The 19,917-nt window shown below is 72.0% G+C and carries 17 protein-coding genes and 1 pseudogene; 12 read left to right on the top strand and 6 right to left on the bottom strand.

Annotated elements, in window-relative coordinates; translation table 11 throughout:
• Positions 1–80: 80 nt before the first annotated feature.
• The 4 genes from AB0F10_RS14830 (at position 81) to AB0F10_RS14815 (ending at position 3,690) form a co-directional block, all read left to right on the top strand.
• Positions 81–1,286 carry a sugar efflux transporter gene (locus tag AB0F10_RS14830; RefSeq protein WP_360623920.1) on the top strand — a complete coding sequence of 402 codons (1,206 nt, stop codon included), beginning with the start codon at positions 81–83 and terminating at the stop codon, positions 1,284–1,286.
• Between the two features lie 22 nt (positions 1,287–1,308).
• Positions 1,309–1,806, top strand: a complete 498-nt coding sequence (locus tag AB0F10_RS14825) for a cation:proton antiporter regulatory subunit (protein WP_360623918.1) — start codon at positions 1,309–1,311, stop codon at positions 1,804–1,806.
• A gap of 10 nt (positions 1,807–1,816) precedes the next feature.
• Positions 1,817–3,022 carry a cation:proton antiporter gene (locus tag AB0F10_RS14820; RefSeq protein WP_360623916.1) on the top strand — a complete coding sequence of 402 codons (1,206 nt, stop codon included), beginning with the start codon at positions 1,817–1,819 and terminating at the stop codon, positions 3,020–3,022.
• 221 nt (positions 3,023–3,243) lie between these two features.
• Positions 3,244–3,690 carry a hypothetical protein gene (locus tag AB0F10_RS14815; protein ID WP_360623914.1) on the top strand — a complete coding sequence of 149 codons (447 nt, stop codon included), beginning with the start codon at positions 3,244–3,246 and terminating at the stop codon, positions 3,688–3,690.
• A gap of 12 nt (positions 3,691–3,702) precedes the next feature.
• Here AB0F10_RS14815 and AB0F10_RS14810 read toward each other — a convergent pair whose 3' ends face one another.
• The 4 genes from AB0F10_RS14810 to dnaK all read right to left on the bottom strand — a co-directional run bounded on the left by AB0F10_RS14810 (position 3,703) and on the right by dnaK (position 7,934).
• On the bottom strand, positions 3,703–4,143 hold the full coding sequence (locus tag AB0F10_RS14810; RefSeq protein ID WP_360623912.1) for a heat shock protein transcriptional repressor HspR: 441 nt from the start codon (positions 4,141–4,143) through the stop codon (positions 3,703–3,705).
• A 25-nt stretch (positions 4,144–4,168) separates the two neighbouring features.
• Positions 4,169–5,371 carry a molecular chaperone DnaJ gene (dnaJ, locus tag AB0F10_RS14805; protein WP_360623910.1) on the bottom strand — a complete coding sequence of 401 codons (1,203 nt, stop codon included), beginning with the start codon at positions 5,369–5,371 and terminating at the stop codon, positions 4,169–4,171.
• A gap of 68 nt (positions 5,372–5,439) precedes the next feature.
• Positions 5,440–6,063: a nucleotide exchange factor GrpE gene (grpE, locus tag AB0F10_RS14800; RefSeq protein ID WP_360623908.1), complete on the bottom strand. Its 624-nt coding sequence runs from the start codon at positions 6,061–6,063 to the stop codon at positions 5,440–5,442.
• Positions 6,060–7,934 carry a molecular chaperone DnaK gene (dnaK, locus tag AB0F10_RS14795; RefSeq protein WP_360623906.1) on the bottom strand — a complete coding sequence of 625 codons (1,875 nt, stop codon included), beginning with the start codon at positions 7,932–7,934 and terminating at the stop codon, positions 6,060–6,062. The genes grpE and dnaK overlap by 4 nt, the downstream gene beginning before the upstream one ends.
• 627 nt (positions 7,935–8,561) lie before the next feature.
• Between dnaK and AB0F10_RS14790 the strand changes: the two genes are divergently transcribed.
• The 3 genes from AB0F10_RS14790 to AB0F10_RS14780 are packed head-to-tail and all read left to right on the top strand — an operon-like array spanning position 8,562 to position 13,278.
• On the top strand, positions 8,562–10,343 hold the full coding sequence (locus AB0F10_RS14790; RefSeq protein WP_360623978.1) for an ABC transporter: 1,782 nt from the start codon (positions 8,562–8,564) through the stop codon (positions 10,341–10,343).
• Complete coding sequence (locus AB0F10_RS14785) at positions 10,340–12,019, top strand: GTPase (protein WP_360623904.1); 1,680 nt, start codon at positions 10,340–10,342, stop codon at positions 12,017–12,019. The genes AB0F10_RS14790 and AB0F10_RS14785 overlap by 4 nt, the downstream gene beginning before the upstream one ends.
• Before the next feature lie 35 nt (positions 12,020–12,054).
• A complete protein-coding gene (locus AB0F10_RS14780; protein WP_360623902.1) occupies positions 12,055–13,278 on the top strand; it encodes a hypothetical protein in 1,224 nt (407 codons plus the stop codon).
• Between the two features lie 52 nt (positions 13,279–13,330).
• On the opposite strand, the gene AB0F10_RS14775 is transcribed toward AB0F10_RS14780, so the two are convergent.
• The gene (locus AB0F10_RS14775; RefSeq protein WP_360623900.1) at positions 13,331–13,552 is read right to left on the bottom strand and encodes a hypothetical protein; all 222 of its coding nucleotides are present in this window, start codon (positions 13,550–13,552) and stop codon (positions 13,331–13,333) included.
• Positions 13,549–14,595 carry a hypothetical protein gene (locus AB0F10_RS14770; RefSeq protein ID WP_360623898.1) on the bottom strand — a complete coding sequence of 349 codons (1,047 nt, stop codon included), beginning with the start codon at positions 14,593–14,595 and terminating at the stop codon, positions 13,549–13,551. Before AB0F10_RS14770 ends, AB0F10_RS14775 begins: the two co-directional genes overlap by 4 nt.
• Positions 14,596–15,017: 422 nt before the next feature.
• On the opposite strand from AB0F10_RS14770, the gene pdhA reads away from it, so the two are divergent.
• The 5 genes and pseudogenes from pdhA to AB0F10_RS14745 all read left to right on the top strand — a co-directional run.
• Positions 15,018–16,157 (top strand): pyruvate dehydrogenase (acetyl-transferring) E1 component subunit alpha, encoded by a 1,140-nt coding sequence (gene pdhA / locus AB0F10_RS14765; RefSeq protein WP_360623896.1) that lies wholly within the window; start codon positions 15,018–15,020, stop codon positions 16,155–16,157.
• A complete protein-coding gene (locus tag AB0F10_RS14760; RefSeq protein ID WP_360623976.1) occupies positions 16,154–17,137 on the top strand; it encodes an alpha-ketoacid dehydrogenase subunit beta in 984 nt (327 codons plus the stop codon). Before pdhA ends, AB0F10_RS14760 begins: the two co-directional genes overlap by 4 nt.
• Before the next feature lie 5 nt (positions 17,138–17,142).
• The gene (locus AB0F10_RS14755) at positions 17,143–18,597 is read left to right on the top strand and encodes a dihydrolipoamide acetyltransferase family protein (protein ID WP_360623894.1); all 1,455 of its coding nucleotides are present in this window, start codon (positions 17,143–17,145) and stop codon (positions 18,595–18,597) included.
• Positions 18,598–18,761: 164 nt separating this feature from the next.
• Positions 18,762–18,899, top strand: coding sequence for a hypothetical protein (locus tag AB0F10_RS14750; protein WP_360623892.1), 138 nt, complete (start codon positions 18,762–18,764; stop codon positions 18,897–18,899).
• A 296-nt stretch (positions 18,900–19,195) separates the two neighbouring features.
• Positions 19,196–19,917, top strand: a pseudogene (locus AB0F10_RS14745) (hypothetical protein); the annotation flags it as partial.

The raw sequence follows: 19,917 nt of genomic DNA, 5'->3' as shown, positions 1-19,917 counted from the left end.
CCGCGCCCTCCCGCGGGCCACCTCGACCGTAACGGGAGTCACCATGTGCAACGCGTCCCGCGAGCCGTAGCGTGGCGGCGGTGACCCAGCAGTCCTCGGCTCGGACGGCGTCGCGTCTCGGTCGCGCCCTGCTCCCGCTCGGCCTTCTCTTCCTCGCCGTCGGCGTCTCCGTCGCCCTGTTCAACCCCTTCATGTCGCTGTTCCTCAGCACGGAGGTGGACGCCGGCCCGATCGAGATCACGGTCTTCCTGATCGTCGCGCCGCTCGCCGGGGTGCTCGCCTCCTCGCTGATCGGCCGGCTCTCCGACCGGCGGCCCATCCGGCGCGCGCTGCTGATCGGCGGCGCGGCGGCCGGCCTGATCGGCACCGGCGTGACCGCGGTGGTCCGCGACTACTGGGTGCTGCTCGCCCTCGCGGTCACCGCCTTCGCGGTCGCCGGCTCACTCTTCCCGCAATCCTTCGCGTACGCCCGGCAGGTGCTCGAGCGCGACGACCCGGCGCGCGCCCCGATCGGGATCAGCGCGCTGCGGACGGTGTTCTCCCTGGCCTGGGTCGCGGGTCCGCCGCTGGCCGCACTGCTGCTCGGCGCGGGCGGCTTCGTCTGGGTCTACGGCACCGCCGCGCTGATGTACGGGCTCGCCGCCCTGGTCGCGATCTACTGGCTCGACGAGGTGCCGGCCCCGGCGCCCCGCGCCGGCGACGATCCCGTCGACGACCGGGTCACCGCCGGACGCTGGACGCTGTGGCTGACCGCGGTCGCGTTCACCCTGTTGCAGACCCCGCTGACGCTGGCGGTGCAGTCGCTGCCGCTGTTCATCGAGGCCGAGTTGCACGGCGACGTCGGCGACGCCGGGCTGCTGCTCGGGCTCTGCGCCGCCCTCGAGATCCCGCTGATGCTCGGGCTCGGCCTGCTCGCCGTCCGGCTGCCGCTGCGGCGGCTGCTCTTCACGGGTGCGGCCTGCGGCGTCGCCTACTACGCCCTGGCCGCAGTGGCCACCGGCCTCTGGATGCTGATCGCCGGCCAGGTGCTCAACGCCCTGTTCATCGCCGCGATCACCGGGCTGGGCATCTCCTATGTGCAGAACATGCTGCCGGGGCACCCCGGACGGGCCACGACGCTGTTCAGCAACGCGTTTCCGCTGGGCGCGATGCTGGCCGGGCCGCTCTTCGGGGTGGCTCAGCGCTTCGACTACCGGCTGGCGTACTGGTTCTGCGCGGCGTTGTGCGCGGCGGGCCTGCTGCTCCTGATCGTCGTACGTAATGAGCGTCCGCCGCGACATGCATGACACATCCGCTACCGTTGGTCGCGTGCGCGTACGGGTAGAGCAAACACCGCTTCCGGGCATCGGTGTCCGTCATGACCTGATCACCTCGTCCGGCCGCACCGTCGGGGTGGTCTCACACCGCAACGGCCGGCGCGATCTGGTGCTCTACGACGTGGAGGATCCCGACGCCTGCCTGGCGTCGATCCCCCTCACCGACGACGAGGCGGAGGCGCTCGCCGACGTGCTCGGCGCCTCCCTCATGCTCGGCCAGCTTTCCGGCCTGCGGGAGCAGGCAGCCGGGCTGCTCACCGAGCAGGTCGCCCTGCCGGCCGGATCGCCGTTCGTCGGCCGCCGCCTGGGCGACACCCGCGCCCGCACCCGCACCAGCGCCTCCATCGTCGCGGTCCTGCGGGACCGCGAGGTGATCGCCTCACCCGGCCCGGCCTTCCAGTTCGAGGCGAACGACGTGGTCGTCGCCGTCGGAACCCGCGACGGCCTGGACGGCGTCACCGCCATCCTGGCCGGCGACACCGGCGACTGAGGCGCCGCCGGTGCACAGCACCACGGTCCTGCTCATCGAGGTCGGCGCGGTGCTGTTCGCGCTCGGCATGCTCGGCCGCATCGGCCGCCGCTTCGGCCTCTCGCCGATCCCGCTCTACCTGCTGGCCGGGCTCGCCTTCGGCCACGGCGGCCTGAACCCGCTCCTCGCCAGCAAGGAGTTCATCGAGGTCGGCGCGGAGATCGGCGTCATCCTGCTGCTGGTCATGCTGGGCCTGGAGTATTCGGCGAACGAGCTGGTCGGCAACCTGCGCTCGGCCGCGCCGGCCGGCCTGATCGACGCGCTGTTCAACGCCCTGCCCGGGGCCGGCTTCGCGTTGCTGCTCGGCTGGGGCTGGGAGGCGGCGCTGGTGCTGGCCGGCATCACCTGGGTCTCCTCGTCCGGCGTGATCGCCAAGGTGCTCGGCGACCTGGGCCGGCTCGGTAACCGCGAGACCCCGGTGATCCTCTCGATTCTGGTCATCGAGGACCTGGCGATGGCCTTCTACCTGCCGGTGGTCACCGCCGTGCTGGCCGGCGTCGGCCTGCTCGGCGGGGTGAAGGCGCTCTCCGTCGCGGTGCTCACGGTGATCGCGGTGCTGGTCGTCGCGATCCGGTACGGCCACGCCATCTCGAGCTTCATCTCGGTGAAGGACCCCGAGGCGCTGCTGCTCAGCGTGCTGGGCCTGACCCTCTTCGTGGCCGGCGTCGCGGCCCAGCTGCAGGTGTCCGCCGCCGTGGGCGCCTTCCTCGTCGGCATCGCGCTCTCCGGCCCGGTGGCACACAACGCGACCCAGATCCTGACGCCGCTGCGAGACCTGTTCGCCGCGGTGTTCTTCCTCTTCTTCGGCCTCTCCACGGACCCGGCCGCGATTCCGCCGGTGATCCTGCCGGCCCTCGGGCTCGCCGTGATCTCCATGCTGACGAAGGTCCTGACGGGCGTGTTCGCCGCCCGGCGCGGCGGCATCGCGCTGCCCGGCCAGATCCGCGCCGGGCTCGCCCTGATGCCCCGCGGCGAGTTCTCGATCGTCATCGCCGGGCTGGCCGTCGCCTCCGGGGTCGAGCCCGGCCTGGCGCCGCTCGCGACGGCGTACGTCCTGATCACCGTCGTCACCGGCCCGATGCTTGCGCGTTTGTCCGACTACGCCTGGTTCAAGGCCATAGTCCGCAAACGCATGGCCGTACGCCGGCCTGTCGGACCTGTTCCCGCCGCCGATTGACCTGCTCGGCGACCGGGCAGCGTACTGCTACTGATTAGTATCCGAAAGTGATCTCCTGAGACTTCCGTTACCCACACACGGCGCGCTAACGTGTCGCCGCAACAACAACGTGTTATCGGGTGACCAGCGACTCGCCGGCTGCAGGGATGCCTTCCCGGCGGGACAGCAAGGCCCTCTGCCGGGGAGGACGGCGGCATGAGTGAGCTAAACGAGGCGGCGTCGTGACCGTGAGTGAGTCGACTTTCTTCGGTTTCGCCAACCCGGTCGATCCGCGACCGGAGGAGCTGCAGGCCTGGGCATACCACCCCGAGGCCGTTCCGCTGGACGCGATGCCGTCCGACTGGGACCTGCTCATCGCCGGCGACATGCTCGCGCCGACCCTCTACGAGCTGGCGATGGACCGGCAGTGCCCGGCCCGCCGGTTCGCACTGCACTGCATGTACATCTACGCCGCGGACGGCATCCGGCCGAACGCGTCGAAGCAGCGCAAGCGCCGCATGAAGAAGTACGTGGAGCGCGCGGAAGAGGTCGGCGACGAGCCGATGCAGATGTGGGCGCACAACTGCCGGGCGCTGATGACCCGGCCCGAGCTGTTCGACTACGAGGACTGGATCGAGGGCGGCCTGGTACGCCACCCGCGCCGCCTCGCCGCCTTCGGCCGGCGCTGAGTCCCGGCGCTCCTACCTGTCCCCGGGGCGACGGGGGCGCCACACCACCAGGGCCGTCGACGGACGCTCCTGCCGGACCAGGTCACGGCCCGGATAGGCGCGCATCGCCTCAAGCTGTGCGATCTGCTGATACGCGTTGCCGAGCTGCTGTTCCAGCTCGGCAACGCGTTCCTGCAACTCGCCCACGAGCTGCTCGAGCCCGATGATCCGCTTGATGCCGGCCAGGTTGACACCGTCCGCCTGGCTCAGCCGCTGCACCTCGCGCAGCAGCGCGACGTCGCGTTCGCTGTAGCGCCGTCCGCCGCCCCCGGCCCGGCCCGCCTGCACCAGGCCGAGCCGGTCGTACTGGCGCAGGGTCTGCGGATGCATCCCGGCCAGCCGCGCGGCGACGGAAATGATCAAGACCTTCGCGTCGGAGGCCTGCTCCACCGAGATGCTGATCTCTTCATACATGTGCCACCTCCTGACAGGTCCTGAGTCAGCCGCGGCGCAGCCGGGCCTCGATGCGCTCCCGCTCGGCGTTGGGCGTGAGCTTGGCGAACTGTTCCAATGCGTCGCGGGCCTCGGTGCTCACCGAGGCGACCGCGGGTACCTGCACCTCGACGGTGACCAGCAGATCGCCGACCTGGCCGTCGCGGCGCTGGACACCCTTTCCGCGCGCCCGCAGCGTGCGGCCGCTCGGCGTGCCGGGCGGCACCCGCAGCGTGACCGGGCTGTCCATGGTGGGAACTCGCAGGTCGGTGCCGAGCACCGCCTCCGCGAACGTGATCGGCACGGTCAGCGTGATGTCGTCGCCGTTGCGACCGAACAGCTCGTCCGGCCTGACCTTGACCTGCACGTACAGGTCGCCGGCGGGGCCGCCCTTGTCGCCGGGCTCGCCCCGGCCGCTGAGCCGGATCCGCTGGCCGTCGGCGACGCCGGCGGGGAACCGGACGTTGATCGTGCGGTTCTTGGTGACCCCGCCCGTGCCCCGGCACTCGGGGCACTTGTGCTCGACGATGCTGCCCGCGCCCTGGCACTCGCGGCACGGCTCGGAGAAGCTGAACGAGCCCTGGTTGCGGGAGATCAGCCCGGAGCCGTGACACTGCGGACAGGTCCGCGGCACCGTGCCGGGCTTGGCGCCGTTGCCGTGGCAGGTGTCGCAGACGCCCGGCGAGCGAAGCGTCAGCGGCAGGGTCGTGCCCGTGACCGCGTGCCCGAAGTCGAGCGTGACCTCGGCCTCGACGTCCCGGCCGCGCTGGGGTCCCCGGCGTCCGCCCGGCCCCGGCCCGCCGGCGCCGCCGCCGGAGAAGATGGAGCTGAAGATGTCGGAGAAGCCCGCGCCGCCGAACCGGCGGTCACCGGCCCCGCCGGGTTGACCGGCCCCGCTGAAGCCCCCGCCGAACAGGTCTGACGGGTCGAACTGGGAGCCGCCGGCGCGGGCGCCGCGGCGGAACGCGCCCGAGCCGAACAGGGAGCGCATCTCGTCGTACTCTTTGCGCTTCTTGTCGTCGGAGAGCACGTCGTAGGCCTCGGACGCGGCCTTGAACCGGTCCTCGGCGTCGGTGTTGCCGGGGTTGTGGTCGGGGTGATTGGCCCGGGCCAGCTTCCGGTAAGCCTTTTTGATCTCGTCGGCGGAGGCGGACTTGCCCACCCCGAGAACGGCGTAGAAGTCCTTCTCCAGCCAGTCCTTCGAACTCATCTAGTCCACCTCCTCCAACGGATATGACGGGGTCCCGCCCACCTCACGGTGGGCGGGACTGGTGATCGTCACGCCGGATCGGCGACCGCGACCAGGGCGGGCCGCAGCAGCCGCTCGCCCAGGAGGTAACCGCGGCGCATGACCTCGACGCAGGTCGGCTCGGAGACGTCCGCGGACGTCAGGTGCGCGACCGCCTCGTGGCGGGTCGGGTCGAACGGGTCGCCCTTCTCCCCGAACGCCACGAGCCCGAGCTTGCCGACCGAGGCGCCGAGCGCCTCGGCCACGGTGGCGAACGGGCCGACCAGGTCGCCGTGCTCGCGGGCCCGGTCGACGTCGTCCAGCACCGGCAGCAGCGCGGTGAGCACCGCGCCCGTGGTGAGCTCGGCCGCCGCGCTCCGGTCGCGGTCGACCCGCTTGCGGTAGTTGGCGTACTCGGCCGTGACCCGCTGCAGGTCACGGGTCCGCTCGTCGAGTTCGGTACGCAACGCCGCCAGTTCGGCGCCGAGGGCGGTCACGGCGATCGCCACTTCCTCCTCCGGCTCCTCGGCGGCGCGGTGCGCGCCGCCGGCGGCTGCCTCGTCGGACTCCTTGGCCACCGTGGTGCCCTTACCCTTCACGTCGATCTTGCGCCGGTCCCGGATGACGACGCGCTCGGTGCCCTGACCGTCGTTCTCGTCGTCCGAGCGGCTCACTTCTTGTCGTCCTCGACGATCTCGGCGTCCACGACGTCGTCAGCGCCACCGCCAGACGGGCCCGCGCTCGCGCCGGCGCCACCGGGCGCGCCCTGCGTGCCGTCGGGACCCGGCGCGTCCTGCGTGCCGTCCTGGTTCTGCTGCGCGTAGAGCAGGGAACCGGCCTGCTGGGAGACCGACGCCAGCTTCTCGTGCGCCGTCTTGATCTTTTCGATGTCGCTGCCGCCCAGCGCGCCGCGCAGGTCGCCCAGCGCCTCGCTGATCTGGCCCTTGCTCTCCTCGGGCAGCTTGTCGCCGCTCTCGGCGAGGAACTTCTCGGTCTGCCACTGCAGCTGCTCGGCCAGGTTGCGGGTCTCCGCGTCGTCCTTGCGCTGCTTGTCCTCGTCGGCGTGGTCCTGGGCGTCGCGCATCATGCGCTCGATGTCGTCCTTCGGCAGCGCGGAGCCGCCGGTGATCGTCATCTTCTGCTCCTTGCCGGTGCCCATGTCCTTCGCGGCGACGTGCACGATGCCGTTGGCGTCGATGTCGAAGGTGACCTCGATCTGGGGCACGTTGCGCGGCGCCGGCGGCAGGCCGGTCAGCTCGAAGGTGCCGAGCTTCTTGTTGTAGGCCGCGATCTCGCGCTCGCCCTGGAAGACCTGGATCAGCACGGACGGCTGGTTGTCGTCGGCCGTGGTGAAGACCTCGGAGCGCTTGGTCGGGATCGTGGTGTTGCGCTCGATGAGCTTGGTGAAGATGCCGCCCTTGGTCTCGATGCCCAGCGACAGCGGGGTCACGTCGAGCAGCAGGACGTCCTTGACCTCACCCTTGAGCACGCCGGCCTGCAGGGCGGCGCCGACGGCGACGACCTCGTCCGGGTTGACGCCCTTGTTCGGGTCGCGGCCGGTCATCGACTTGACCAGCTCGGAGACGGCGGGCATCCGGGTCGAGCCGCCGACCAGGATGACGTGGTCGACGTCGGCGACCTTGATGTTGGCGTCCTTGATGGCCTGCTCGAACGGGCCCTTGCAGCGGTCCAGCAGGTCCTGCGTCATGCGCTGGAACTCGGAACGGCTCAGGTTCATGTCGAGGTGCAGCGGGCCGGCCGGGCCGGCCGTGATGTAGGGCAGGTTGATGCTGGTGGTCGACGCGGCCGACAGCTCGATCTTGGCCTTCTCGGCGGCCTCGCGCAGACGCTGCAGCGCCATCTTGTCGTTGCCCAGGTCGATGCCGTGCTCGCCGCGGAACGTCTTGACCAGGTGGTCGATGACCCGCTGGTCCCAGTCGTCGCCGCCGAGGTGGTTGTCGCCGGAGGTCGCCTTGACCTCGATGACGCCCTCGCCGAGCTCGAGCAGGGAGACGTCGAAGGTGCCGCCGCCGAGGTCGAAGACCAGTACGGTCTGCTCCTTGGAGCCCTTGTCCAGGCCGTACGCGAGGGCGGCGGCGGTGGGCTCGTTGACGATGCGCAGGACGTTGAAGCCCGCGATCTCGCCGGCCTCCTTGGTGGCCTGGCGCTGCGCGTCGTTGAAGTAGGCCGGGACGGTGATGACCGCGTCCGTGACCGACTCGCCGAGGTAGGCCTCGGAGTCGCGCTTGAGCTTCATGAGGACCCGCGCCGAGATCTCCTGCGGGGTGTACTTCTTACCGTCGATGTCGACGGACCAGTTCGTGCCGACCTCGCGCTTGACCGAACGGATCGTCCGGTCGGGGTTGGTAACCGCCTGACGCTTGGCGACCTCGCCGACGAGGACCTCGCCGTTTCGCGCGAACGCGACGATGGACGGCGTCGTCCGGGAACCCTCGGCGTTCGCGACGACGGAGGGCTCACCGCCCTCCAGAACGCTGACGCAGGAGTTCGTGGTGCCGAGGTCGATGCCGACCGCTCGTGCCATGTTCGCTTCCTCGCTTCTTGCCAAAATCTTCGAGTGTCTGGGGTCTTCAAGTTGAGTGGACCGGGCTCAATGATGCCACGGCATCGCACATCCGCAAGTCAAAGTTGAGTCGGGGCGGCGCAAGTCACGGTCGGGAGGTACCTGTCCGGTCACGGCCGTGGGGTACCTGTTGTCTGCGATGCATAGATCGGGCACGCTTTACCCGTGACGACGCACGGTGACGCGGTCGGTCCGTCGGCCACTCCCGCCGTAGCCGACCCGCCCCCCACAAAAGCCCAGGCGAACGGCGCTCCGACGAGTCCCGCCCGCACAAAATCAGACAAACCATCTCATGCACCGACAGCCTCCGAAGCCGCAGGCCCATCCACCGGGGCCGAGCAGCCGGAGACGAGCACGGCTCAGGAGCCGGCCGACGCCGCTCCACCGAAGCCGCAATGGCCGCCGGCCACGGCCTCCACCACGGGAAACGTCGTGACGACCCAGTCGAAACGGCCCGCCGGGGTGGACGCCCCGGAAGAGTCGGTCATCGAGGGCGAGGGCCGGCCGCAGGACGCCGCCGCGGCGCCGGAGGCGGGCGGGCCGGGCGACGGTCCCGCGGCCGATGAAACGAAGCCCGTCGATGATCCGATGCCCGCAGACACGATTGACGCGGATTCCGACCCGGCCCCCGCGCCGGACCTTCCGGTCGAGCCGCCGGCGGCCGTCGGCGAGCTCGCCAACGCGCTCTCCCGGCTGCGCGCGACGATCGGCGGCGCCACCTACCCGCTGGTCATGCCCTCGGCCGACGAGGCCGGGCGGATCGGCACCGCCCTGGTGTCGCAGTTGGACGACTACCTGCTGCCGCGCCTCGCCCGGCTCGACGCGCCGCTGCTGGTCGTCGTCGGCGGCTCCACCGGCGCGGGCAAGTCCACCCTGGTCAACAGCCTCGTCCGGGCGCCCGTCAGCACCGCCGGCGTGCTGCGCCCGACGACCCGTTCGCCGGTTCTGGTCAGCCACCCGTCCGACTCGCAGTGGTTCCGGCAGGGCCGGCTCCTGCCGGGCCTGACGCGCACGGCGGAGGGCTCCTCGGATCCGCGGACGCTGCAACTGGTCTCCGCGCCCGCGCTCGGCCCCGGCCTGGCCTTCCTCGACGCTCCGGACATCGACTCGGTCGTCGAGGGCAACCGGCAGCTTGCCGCGCAGTTGCTCGCCGCGGCCGACCTGTGGTTGTTCGTCACGACCGCCGCGCGTTACGCGGACGCCGTGCCGTGGGAGCTGCTGACCACCGCGCGGCTGCGCGGCACGGTGGTCGCGCTGGTGCTGGACCGGGTCCCGCCCGAGGCCGCCGGCGAGGTCTCCGCCCACCTCGGCGAGATGCTGGCCGACCGCGACATGGGCGCCGCGCCGCTGTTCGTGCTGCCGGAATCCACGCTGGACGGCAACGGCCTGCTCCCGGAGGTCGCGATGCGGCCGCTGGGCGACTGGTTCGCGCAGCTCGCGGCCGACGCCGACGCGCGCGCGGCAGTCGTCAAGCAGACGCTCGACGGCGCGCTGGCCGCGCTGGGCCCGGCCGTCACCGGGCTCGCTGAGGCCGCGGACGAGCAGACGGTCGCGGCGACGGCCCTGGACGAGCGGGTGACCGCCGCCTACCGCACCGGCCGCCGCACGATCGAGGCCGGCCTGCAGGACGGGCGCCTGCTCCGCGGCGAGGTGCTGGCCCGCTGGCAGGAGTTCATCGGCACCGGCGAGTTCCTCCGGATGCTGGAGTCGCGGGTCGGCCAGTTGCGCGACAAGGTCGTCGCGGCGGTCACCGGCCGCCCGGCGCCCGGGCGCAACCTGCAGTCGGCCCTGGAGACCCAGCTGATCACCCTGCTGCGCGGGGTCGCGGCCGACGCCGCGGAGCAGGCCTATTCGGCCTGGCAGGCGCACCCGGCCGGGGCGGCGCTGCTGGAGCCGGACCTGCAGAAGGCGTCCGCCGACCTGCCGCAGCGCGCCGAGCGCGCGGTCCGCGACTGGCAACGGTTCGTGCTCGACCTGGTGCGCAGCGAGGCCGGGGACAAGCGGGCCGTGGCCCGCGGCACCGCGTACGCGGTGAACGGGGTCGGGCTGACCGTCATGGTCGCCGTCTTCACCGCGACCGCCTTCATACCGACCGGTGCCGAGGTGGCGGTCGGCGCGGGCACCACGATCGCCGCGCAGAAGGTGCTCGAGGCGCTCTTCGGCGACCAGGCGATCCGCCTGCTGGCCGCCCGGGCCCGCGAGGAGCTTCTCGCCCGGGTCGACGAGCTGCTCGCGGCCGAGGCCGCCCGATACACCGACCGCACCGCGGCCGCGCGGCTGGAGCTGGAACCGGGCGCCGCCCTCCGGCGGGCCGCGGCCGATGTGGAGCGTGCCAGGGAGGAAGTCGCGTTGACCGGGACGCCGTCATGAGCCTCGTCGAGCGGGTGAAGCACGCGCTGGCGCGCGACGATCGGGTGGACCCCGAGCAACTCGTCGCGCGGCTCGAAGCCCTGCAGCGCTTCCTCCGGGTGACCGACCCGTACCTGCCGGACAATGACCTGGTCGCCGCACACACGCTGGTCGAGCGGGCCGGCAGCCGGCTCGCGCTGTCACAGGACCACACGGTCGTCGCGCTCGCCGGCAGCACCGGCAGCGGCAAGTCCAGCCTCTTCAACGCGCTCGCCCGGCTGAAACTCTCGCCGGTCGGCGTGCGGCGGCCCACGACCGGCGTCGCGCATGCCTGCGTCTGGGGCCCGCTCGAGCCGGCGAACAAACTCCTCGACTGGGTCGGCGTGCTGCCTCGGCAGCGCTACATCCGGGAGAGCGCCCTCGACGGCGACGACGAGGCCGCGCTGCGCGGGCTCGTGCTGCTCGACCTGCCCGACTTCGACTCGGTCGAGCGCGGGCACCGGCTCGAGGTCGACCGCCTGCTCGGCCTCGTCGACCAGGTGGTGTGGGTGGTCGACCCGCAGAAGTACGGCGACCGGATCCTGCACAACGCCTACCTGCGGCAGTTCAAGCAGCACAGCGACATCACGATCGTGGTGCTCAACCAGGCGGACCGGCTCTCGCCGGGCGACACGGAGATCGTCCTCACCGATCTGCGGCGGCTGCTCACCGAGGACGGCCTCACCGACGTGCCGGCGATGGCGACCTCCGCGAAGCAGCCCGGCATGCTCGCCGAGCTGCGCGCGGCCCTGGAGAAGACGGTCGCCGAGCGGCAGTCGGCGCTGCGCCGGCTCGCCGGCGACCTGGACCAGGTCGCCGAGCAGCTCGAGGTGACGATCGGGCCGCCGGCCGCGGAGGACGAGGTCGACCGCGCGACGGTGCGGCAGCTCAGCGAGGCGCTCGCCGCCTCGGCGGGCGTGCCGGCGGTGGCGTCGGCGACCGCGGGCGCGTACCGGCACCGGGCGGTCGCCAGCACCGGCTGGCCGCTGGTCCGCGGCCTTCGCAAGCTGCGCCCGGACCCGCTCAAGCGCCTGCACCTCTCGACCGAGAAGCCCAAGCCGTCGACCGACCTCGTGCCCGTCTCGCGTACCTCCCTTCCGGAGGCCGACGCGGCGCAGAAGTCCGCGGTCGGCCTGTCCGTGCGGGCCGTGGCCGCGCGGGCGGCCGCGCCGATCCCCGAGGTCTGGGCCCCCGCGCTGAACGCGGCCGCCCGGTCCCGGCTCGGCGACCTGCCCGACGCGCTGGACCGGGCGGTGGCCCGGACCGACCTGGGCATGAGCCGCAAGCCGATCTGGTGGACCGCGGTCGGGGTGCTGCAGTGGCTGTTCACGGCCGCGGCGGTGATCGGCCTGCTCTGGCTCATCGCCGGCTACGCCGTCCGCATCCTCGGCCTGCCGGAGTTCGACAACCCGATGGTCGGCGCGGTGCCGATGCCGACGTTGCTGCTGCTCGGCGGCCTGCTGCTGGGCGTGCTGCTGGCGTTGCTGCTGGTACCGATCGTCAACCTGGGCGCCAAGCGTGCGGGCCGGCGCGCCGAGCAGCGGCTGCGCGTGTCGGTCACCGAGGTGGCCCGCGAGTACGTGGTCGCGCCGGTACGCGAGGTGCTGAACGGTTATGCGCAGGCGCGCGAGGCGCTGACGGTCGTCCGTTCGGAATAGGGCCCGCGGCCTGCGTTACCGGTAGGCTCGGCCGCATGGCGGCACCCCAGAATCCATACGACGCGGTCCTGCACGCGGCCCGCGACGTGGCGAAGCTCGACTGCGCGCTGGATGCCGAGATGCTGGGCACCGCGCTCCTCGGCAGCGTCTACTCCGTGGCGGTCACCGACCGCGCCACGGCGGTCCGGGAGTTCGTCGGCCAGTTCCTCAGCGCCACCTCGCGGCGGCGCACGGCCTCGGCGACGACGATCCGTGAGGTCTTCGCGGCGCTCGTGCCGGACGCTCCGGGTGCGGCCGAGGTTCGCCGCGGCACGCAGGCGCCGGCCTGGACGGAGCAGCTCGGCCGGGTGCGCCCGACCGGCTGCTACGCGTACGGCGACGTCTACGGCGACCAGACGTCCTACCTGGTCACCTTCGCCTACGACGACCCGGAGGACGGCGGCCCGGCGCACGCCGTGGTGGCGCTCGTCGACCACAACATCGGCATCACCAAGGACATCTTCGTCGGCGGGCCGGCCGAGCGCGTGCTGGGCCAGGTCCGCGAGATGTGCGCGACCGACGAGCTGACCTGGTTCCGCGAGGAGGACCCGGGGCGCCTGCGCGGCGAGGTGAGCAAGCACCTGGAGATCACCGACGGCCTCAGTGAGCTGCCATCGGACGGCAATCTGGCGACGGACCGGGCCCTGGCCACGGCCCGGCTGGGGCTGCTGCCTGCCTCGACGGTGCCGGCCCTGGCGGAGCCGCCGGAGCTGAGCGGCCCGGATCGCGAGCGGCTGCTCCGCGACTTCCTGTCCTCGCCGGAGGCGGCCCGGTTCACCCTCAACGACGTGTCGGGCGACGACGAGCTGGCGTCGCTGCACTTCTGCCTGAGCCTGATCCTCGACCACGCGGCGAGCCTGCCGGAGCCGGACCCGCTGCGCTGGAGCCCGGCCGTCGCGGGCCTGTTCCTGCTGGACTGGGTGCACCGCCGCGCGGTGCTGGACATGGACGACGCCGCGATGCTGCCGCGGGTGACCCGCGCCTGGTCGGCCTACGCGACCCGCAAGCGCGGGCTGCCGGCCGCGGCCTGGGAGCAGACGGACACCGTGGTCGAGGAGATGATCCCGGAGTTCGCCCGCCTCTACGCCACCGGCGAGAAGCGCAGCCCGGCGACGGCGGCGGTGGCCCAGCTGATCTCGGAGGGCGTCGACCCCAACGACACGGACGCCATCGACGCCTGGATCGAGACCAACCGCCACCGACTCACCGACGACTCCTGACCCGGCCCCTCCTCACCCGGCGAGCCTCCACGTCGCCGGGTGAGGGGCCTTTTCACCAGCGATTCTGGTGGTCCTGCGGCAGCGAATCGACGTGGTGGCGGCCGACCCTGGAGCTGCGGTCGTCCGCGCGGTGCATGCGTTCCGCTCGGTGGCTGCCGCGGTAGGCGCGGACGGCCGTCGCGGTCTGGCCGCCCTCGGCCGACTGATACCGGTGGCTGTTGTGGGTCCGCTCCGCGCTACGGGCGGGTCGGACGTTCTGCGGGCGTTCGGTCACTGCTGACCTCCGGCGGAGTCGGACCGGGGGGCCTGCGCCACCCGGATGATGACGGTCTTGCTGACCTGTTTCGGCTGCTCGCGTGCGGTGTCGTCGAAGTGGACGGTGACCGTCGCGGCGCGGCGCTTGCGGTGCTTCGCCCGGTGGGCGTGGGGTGCGGAGTCGTCGCAGTGCCGCGCCGGGCGGGCCGAGCAGTCGGTTCGGTCCATGCACCACTGCGGACGGTCCGGCGACGCCTGCGGCAGGTCGGGTCGGTCACCGTCCGAGCCACCGTCGTGCGACGGGCCGTCTGAGTCGCCCCCGTCGGACGAACCATTCGAGCCACCGCCGTCAGAGGAATCGTCCGGGTCGTCGCTGTCGGCCGGGTCGTCCGGCACGTCCGGGAGATCCGGCACCTCGTGAAAGACCGGGATCTGCCGGGACTCGTCCGGCACGGCCGGCAGCGGCGGGAGGCGGAACTCCGCCGGCACCGGCCTGGGCAGCTTCGGCCCGGCGGGCCGGCCGGCAGACCCGGCGGACCCGGCGGACCCGGCGGACCCGGCGGCCGACGGTCCGGATCCTCCGGACGAGCCACCCGAATCGGGACTCGACGGGTGCGAGGCGACCGGCCCGTGCCCCGCCGCGGAAACCCGAGGGCGCGTGCTCTGCCCGTACTTCTTGGGCCTGGCCTTCTGTTCCTGAGCGTGGCCACGCACGACGCCGCGCCGTCCCGGCGAGGTGGACCCGCCGGATGTCGTCGTGTCCGGGCTCGGCGCGCCCGGGCCCGCCGAGGCGAATGGCGGGACCCGCACCGGCCCGGACGAGGCCGGCGGAATGAACGGCACGTCCATGGCCCGGCCGCGATTGTCGTCGAGTTCCTTGGACCCCGCGGTGATCGCCGCCAGCGTCGGCAATGACGCCAGCCCCACCAGCATCGCTACGATCAGCACATATCGGCGGGTGGTACCGGCGAACCCGTGCTCCGCGCTGTAGACGCCGTTCAAACGCCTGCGCATCACCTTGATCGGCGGGACGAGCCCGTCGTCGTCCGGTTCCTCCGGCACGGCCAGCACCCCCTGCACATAAAGATCGACTTGGATCGGACTCGGCTATCGAGGTGAACGACGCATGGCCGTCCGAGCAGCGGTGAAAAGTGCCCGTTCAGACGGAAGTGACCGCACGAAAACCGCTTAATAGGACAAATGTGGGCACGGATGCCGCCACTGAGAATTCGGATCTGTGATCGACCTGACCTGTGGCGCCACTCACGTTCTCTGCGAGGATGGGGGCGACGGCACCGCCGTCGCCGGCTGTACATCAGCGGGAGGCGGTGGTCGTCGTTACTCCCCAGGCGGGGGTCTTTCGACTCCCGCCTGCCAGCCGCGCGGCAGGCCCCACCCGGGCCAGGCGCGGCAAACCCCAGCGGTCAGCCGCGCGGACGGGCAACACCCGCCGTGGGCCACAGAGATGAAACAGGGAGACACGGATGGCGAACGGCGAAAGCGAAGTCGGGGCCGACGCCCCGGCGGGTGGTTTCGTTCAGCTGCTCACGCCCGACGGTGAGCGCATCGACAGCGCCACCACGGCGGACGGCGTGACGTACTCGGTCGACTTCACCGACGACGAGTACCGCGAGCTCTACCGGGACCTGGTGACGGTCCGCCGCCTGGACGCCGAGGCGACCGCGCTGCAGCGGCAGGGCGAGCTGGGCATCTGGGCCAGCCTGCTGGGCCAGGAGGCGGCACAGGTCGGCTCGGGCCGCGCGCTGCGACCTCAGGACATGGCGTTCCCCACCTACCGCGAGCACGGCGTGCTCTACACCCGCGGTATCGACCCGATCATGCCGTTCGGCCTGTTCCGCGGCGTCGACCAGGGCGGCTGGGACGCGAACAAATACAAGTTCAACGGCTACACGATCGTCATCGGTTCGCAGACGCTGCACGCCACCGGCTACGCCATGGGCGTCACCATGGACGGCAAGACCGGCAGCCCGGACGGCGAGGCGGTCATCGCCTACTTCGGCGACGGCGCCACCAGCCAGGGCGAGGTCAACGAGTCGTTCGTCTGGGCCGGGGTGTTCCACGCCCCGATGGTCTTCTTCTGCCAGAACAACCAGTACGCGATCTCCGAGCCGCTCGAGCGGCAGACCCGCATCCCGCTCTACCGGCGCGCGGCGGGCTTCGGCTTCCCCGGCGTACGGATCGACGGCAACGACGTGCTGGCCACCTACGCGGTGACCCGCGCGGCGCTCGACCACGCGCGCAACGGCCAGGGCCCGACCCTGATCGAGGCCTACACCTACCGGATGGGCGCGCACACCAGCTCCGACGACCCGACCCGCTACCGCATCGCCAGCGAGGTCGAGTCCTGGAAGGCCAAGGACCCGATCAGCCGGCTGAAGACGTTCCTGACCAAGCAGCAGCTGGCCGACGACACGTTCTTCGGCGAGGTCGACGACTCGGCCCGCACCCTCGCCCTCGATCTGCGCGAGCGGGTCCTGGCGATGCCGGACCCGCAGCCGGTCTCGATGTTCGACAACGTCTACCCGACGGGCTCGCCCGAGATCGACGCGCAGCGCGCGCAGTTCGCCGACTACGAGGCCTCGTTCGAAGGGAGCGCCCACTGATGTTCGAGACCCTCACCCTTGGCAAGGCCCTGAACCACGGCCTGCGCCGCGCTCTCGAGAACGACCCCAAGGTCGTCATCATGGGCGAGGACGTCGGCAAGCTCGGCGGCGTCTTCCGGATCACCGACGGCCTGCAGAAGGACTTCGGCGAGAACCGCGTCATCGACACCCCGCTGGCCGAGGCCGGCATCATCGGCACCGCGGTCGGCCTCGCCATCCGCGGCTACCGGCCGGTCTGCGAGATCCAGTTCGACGGGTTCGTCTTCCCGGCCTACAACCAGATCGTCGCCCAGGTGGCGAAGATGTACTACCGCTCGCTGGGCAACGTCCGGCTGCCGATCGTCATCCGGATCCCGTACGGCGGCGGCATCGGCGCGGTGGAGCACCACTCCGAGTCGCCCGAGGCGTACTTCGCGCACACCCCCGGCCTCAAGGTCGTGACCTGCTCGAACCCGGCCGATGCGTACGCGATGATCCAGCAGTCGATCGACTCCGACGACCCGATCGTGTTCTTCGAGCCGAAGCGCCGCTACTGGGACAAGGGCGAGGTCGACCTCGCCGCACCGGCCGCGTTCCCGCTGCACGCGTCCCGGGTCGCCCGCGAGGGCTCGGACGCGACGGTCATCGCCTACGGGCCGATGGTCAAGACCGCCCTGGACGCGGCGCGGGCCGCGGCCGAGGACGGGCGCACGCTCGAGGTCATCGACCTGCGCACCCTCTCCCCGCTCGACCTCGGCCCGGTCTTCGAGTCCGTCCGCAAGACGGGCCGGGCCGTGGTCGTGCACGAGGCGCCCGGCAACCTCGGCCTCGGCGCCGAGATCGCCGCGCGGATCACCCAGGAGTGCTTCTACTCCCTCGAGGCGCCGGTGCTGCGGGTGACGGGCTACGACGTGCCCTACCCGGCCGCCCGCGTCGAGGAGGAGTACCTGCCCGACCTGGACCGGGTCCTGGACGCCGTCGACCGCTCGTTCGGCTGGTGACTGCGATGTCACGGATCAAGGAGTTCACCCTGCCCGACCTGGGCGAGGGGCTGACCGAGGGCGAGATCCTCGCCTGGCTGGTCAAGGTGGGCGACACGATCGAGCTCAACCAGCCGATCGTCGAGGTCGAGACGGCGAAGGCCGCTGTCGAGATCCCCGCGAAGTGGGCGGGCGTCGTCACGCAGATCTTCCACGAGGCCGGCGCGACGGTCGAGGTCGGTTCGCCGATCATCTCGATCGACACCCAGCCCGGCGCGGGCCCGATCCCCTCGGCCGAGTCACTCGCGGCCGTCGAGGTCGCGCCCGAGGAGGGCGCGGTCGAGCCCGGCCTGATCGGTGGTCCGGCTCCGGGCGGCCGCACGGCCGTCCTGGTCGGTTACGGCCCGAAGACCGGCGCCGCCAAGCGCCGGCCCCGCATCGGTACGCCCACCGGCTCCACAACCGCAGCACCGGCAACCCCGCCTCCGGCGGCTGCCGCACCGCCCGCCCCGGCGGCACCCGCGGCCGTTGCGCCGGTTCCGGCTCCGGCGGCCGCACCGGCGCCGGTTTCGCCGGCCGGTCGCGTCCGGCCGGCCGGGCCCGTGCTGGCCAAGCCGCCCGTGCGCAAGCTCGCCCGGGATCTCGGCGTCGACCTGGCGGCCATCGCCGGCACCGGCCCGATGGGCTCGGTGACGCGCGACGACGTGCAGCAGGCCGTGGCGGCCCCGGCGCCCGCCGAGGCGGTCGCGTCCGTGTCGCCCGCGGTGTTCGACGCGTCGCGGGAGCAGCGCATCCCGATCAAGGGCGTGCGCAAGCTGACGGCCGAGAACATGGTCGCCTCGGCGTTCACCGCGCCGCACGTGACCGAGTTCCTGACCGTCGACGTGACCCGGTCCATGAAGTCGCTCGAGCGGATCAAGTCCCGGCCCGAGTTCCGCGACGTGCGGGTCTCCCCGCTGCTGCTGGTGGCCAAGGCGGTGCTGCTGGCCGCCAGGCGTCACCCGATGGTCAACTCGACCTGGTCGGCGGCGACGAACGAGATCGTCGTCAAGGACTACGTCAACCTGGGCATCGCGGCGGCGACCCCGCGCGGCCTGATCGTGCCGAACGTCAAGGACGCCGGTCGGCTCACTCTGCGTGAGCTGGCGGATGCTTTGAACGCCCTGGTGCAAACCGCTAAGTCGGGAAAGACCCCGCCGTCGGACATGTCGGGCGGCACCTTCTCGATCACCAACGTCGGCGTGTTCGGCGTGGACACCGGCACGCCGATCCTGCCGCCGGGCGAGGCGGCCATCCTGGTGTTCGGGGCGATCCGCCCCATGCCGTGGGTGCACAAGGGGAAGATCAAGATTCGCCAGGTCACCACCCTGGGCCTGTCGTTCGACCACCGCATCGTGGACGGCGAACTGGGCTCGAAGTTCCTGCGCGACATCGGCGCCTTCCTCGAGGACCCGGAGGGTGCACTGCTCTCCTGGACCTGACTTTCCTTTGGCGCATCCCGCTTCCCAGCCTTCGATTCTTAGGCAGGTAAGCGGGATCACCCCCCAATTCGTTGGTGGAACGTGTTCCGGCGCGGTTTAATAGATCTAGCGCCGGAACACGGCACCAAAGACGAGGCCGGGCAGGCCAGGGGAGTGACACCGCAATGAGCACCATCGAGCGCATCCGCAATCGCCGCATCGCCAAGCGTGACGCCCGCGCCATCGAGCGCGCGCTGTCGGCAGCGCCCACGCAGTCGATGCGCAACGAGATCGCCATCTTCAGCCAGCAGCGGATCTTCTGATCAATTTCTGATCCAGGCAGTAGCCGAAGGCCCGTCCGGGGAACCGGGCGGGCCTTCGGCGTACCAATCGGGGCAATTGCCAGCCAACCCTCGCCCGGCAACGTGATTTTCGCCTCACCATCGCGCTCCCGACGGCGTACACCGGGATTCCTCCAACCGGTTACGACCGGTACGGTTGGGCACGGTCACCCGCCCGGCTCGGCCGGCCGGGTGCAGTGACCGGGCGACGCCCAGCTCTGCCGGGTCGGCCGCGTCCGTGCAAAGCTCGCACGGCCGACAGTCATGGAGGAGGCGGTATGACGTCCGAGGGCCAGTACGCCGGTCAGCAGCCGGGGGCCACGTCGGGCGGCGGAGCCGACCCGTTCGGCACCGACGGTTTCCCACCCGATCTGGACGGTCAGCAGGCCGCCGATCGTGCCCCGTCATATCCGCACGCGCAGGAGTCCTTCCCCAGCGCGTACGGCCCGCCGCCACAAGCCACCCCCAACGGCGGCTCACCGTTCGTGGTGCCCGCGGTCCCGCCCGCCGGCCAGACACCGGCGCCCGGATCCCCCGCGCCCCAGCCGCCCGGTCCCGCCTTCGGGCCGGGCGCGGCCAAGTTCTCCTCGAGCGCCAGCGGCTCCGCCCGGGTGCCCGCACCCGAGCCCGGCCTGCCGCAGCGCTCGGCCCCGTCGCCCGCGCCGGGCGGCGCCTTCCCGGCACCCGAGTCCGCGTGGGCTCCCCCGCCGCCGGCCCAGCCGAGCGCCGCGGCGGAGGACAACCCGTTCGCCCCGCGCGCGGCCGAGTCGCACCCCTACCGTGGCGGCGCCGGCGACCTGCCGCAGCGCTCGCCCGGCATCGCCGGCGGCCCGCTCGACGGCCCGGTCGGCGACTTCAACGGCTTCACCCCCGCCCGCAAGGCACCCGAGTCCGCGCCGGCCCCCGCCCCGGACCTGTCGCGGCGCCCCGACACCTTCGGCGCGCCGCAATACCAGTCCGACAGCACCCCGGCGCCGTTCGGATCCGCCGAGCCGCCGGC

It is taken from the genome of Actinoplanes sp. NPDC026623 (genome assembly GCF_040638275.1).
Lineage (GTDB): Bacteria > Actinomycetota > Actinomycetes > Mycobacteriales > Micromonosporaceae > Actinoplanes.
This window is presented reverse-complemented; position numbering and strand designations above follow the sequence as displayed.

What these genes read in the sequence shown, in the direction of transcription:
- AB0F10_RS14810 (WP_360623912.1), bottom strand. Translation starts at nt 4,143, where the DNA reads ATGTATGAAGAGATCAGCATCTCGGTGGAGCAGGCCTCCGACGCGAAG.
- dnaJ (WP_360623910.1), bottom strand. Translation starts at nt 5,371, where the DNA reads ATGAGTTCGAAGGACTGGCTGGAGAAGGACTTCTACGCCGTTCTCGGG.
- dnaK (WP_360623906.1), bottom strand. Translation starts at nt 7,934, where the DNA reads ATGGCACGAGCGGTCGGCATCGACCTCGGCACCACGAACTCCTGCGTC.
- AB0F10_RS14790 (WP_360623978.1), top strand. Translation starts at nt 8,562, where the DNA reads ATGCCCGCAGACACGATTGACGCGGATTCCGACCCGGCCCCCGCGCCG.
- AB0F10_RS14785 (WP_360623904.1), top strand. Translation starts at nt 10,340, where the DNA reads ATGAGCCTCGTCGAGCGGGTGAAGCACGCGCTGGCGCGCGACGATCGG.
- AB0F10_RS14780 (WP_360623902.1), top strand. Translation starts at nt 12,055, where the DNA reads ATGGCGGCACCCCAGAATCCATACGACGCGGTCCTGCACGCGGCCCGC.
- pdhA (WP_360623896.1), top strand. Translation starts at nt 15,018, where the DNA reads ATGGCGAACGGCGAAAGCGAAGTCGGGGCCGACGCCCCGGCGGGTGGT.
- AB0F10_RS14755 (WP_360623894.1), top strand. Translation starts at nt 17,143, where the DNA reads ATGTCACGGATCAAGGAGTTCACCCTGCCCGACCTGGGCGAGGGGCTG.
- AB0F10_RS14750 (WP_360623892.1), top strand. Translation starts at nt 18,762, where the DNA reads ATGAGCACCATCGAGCGCATCCGCAATCGCCGCATCGCCAAGCGTGAC.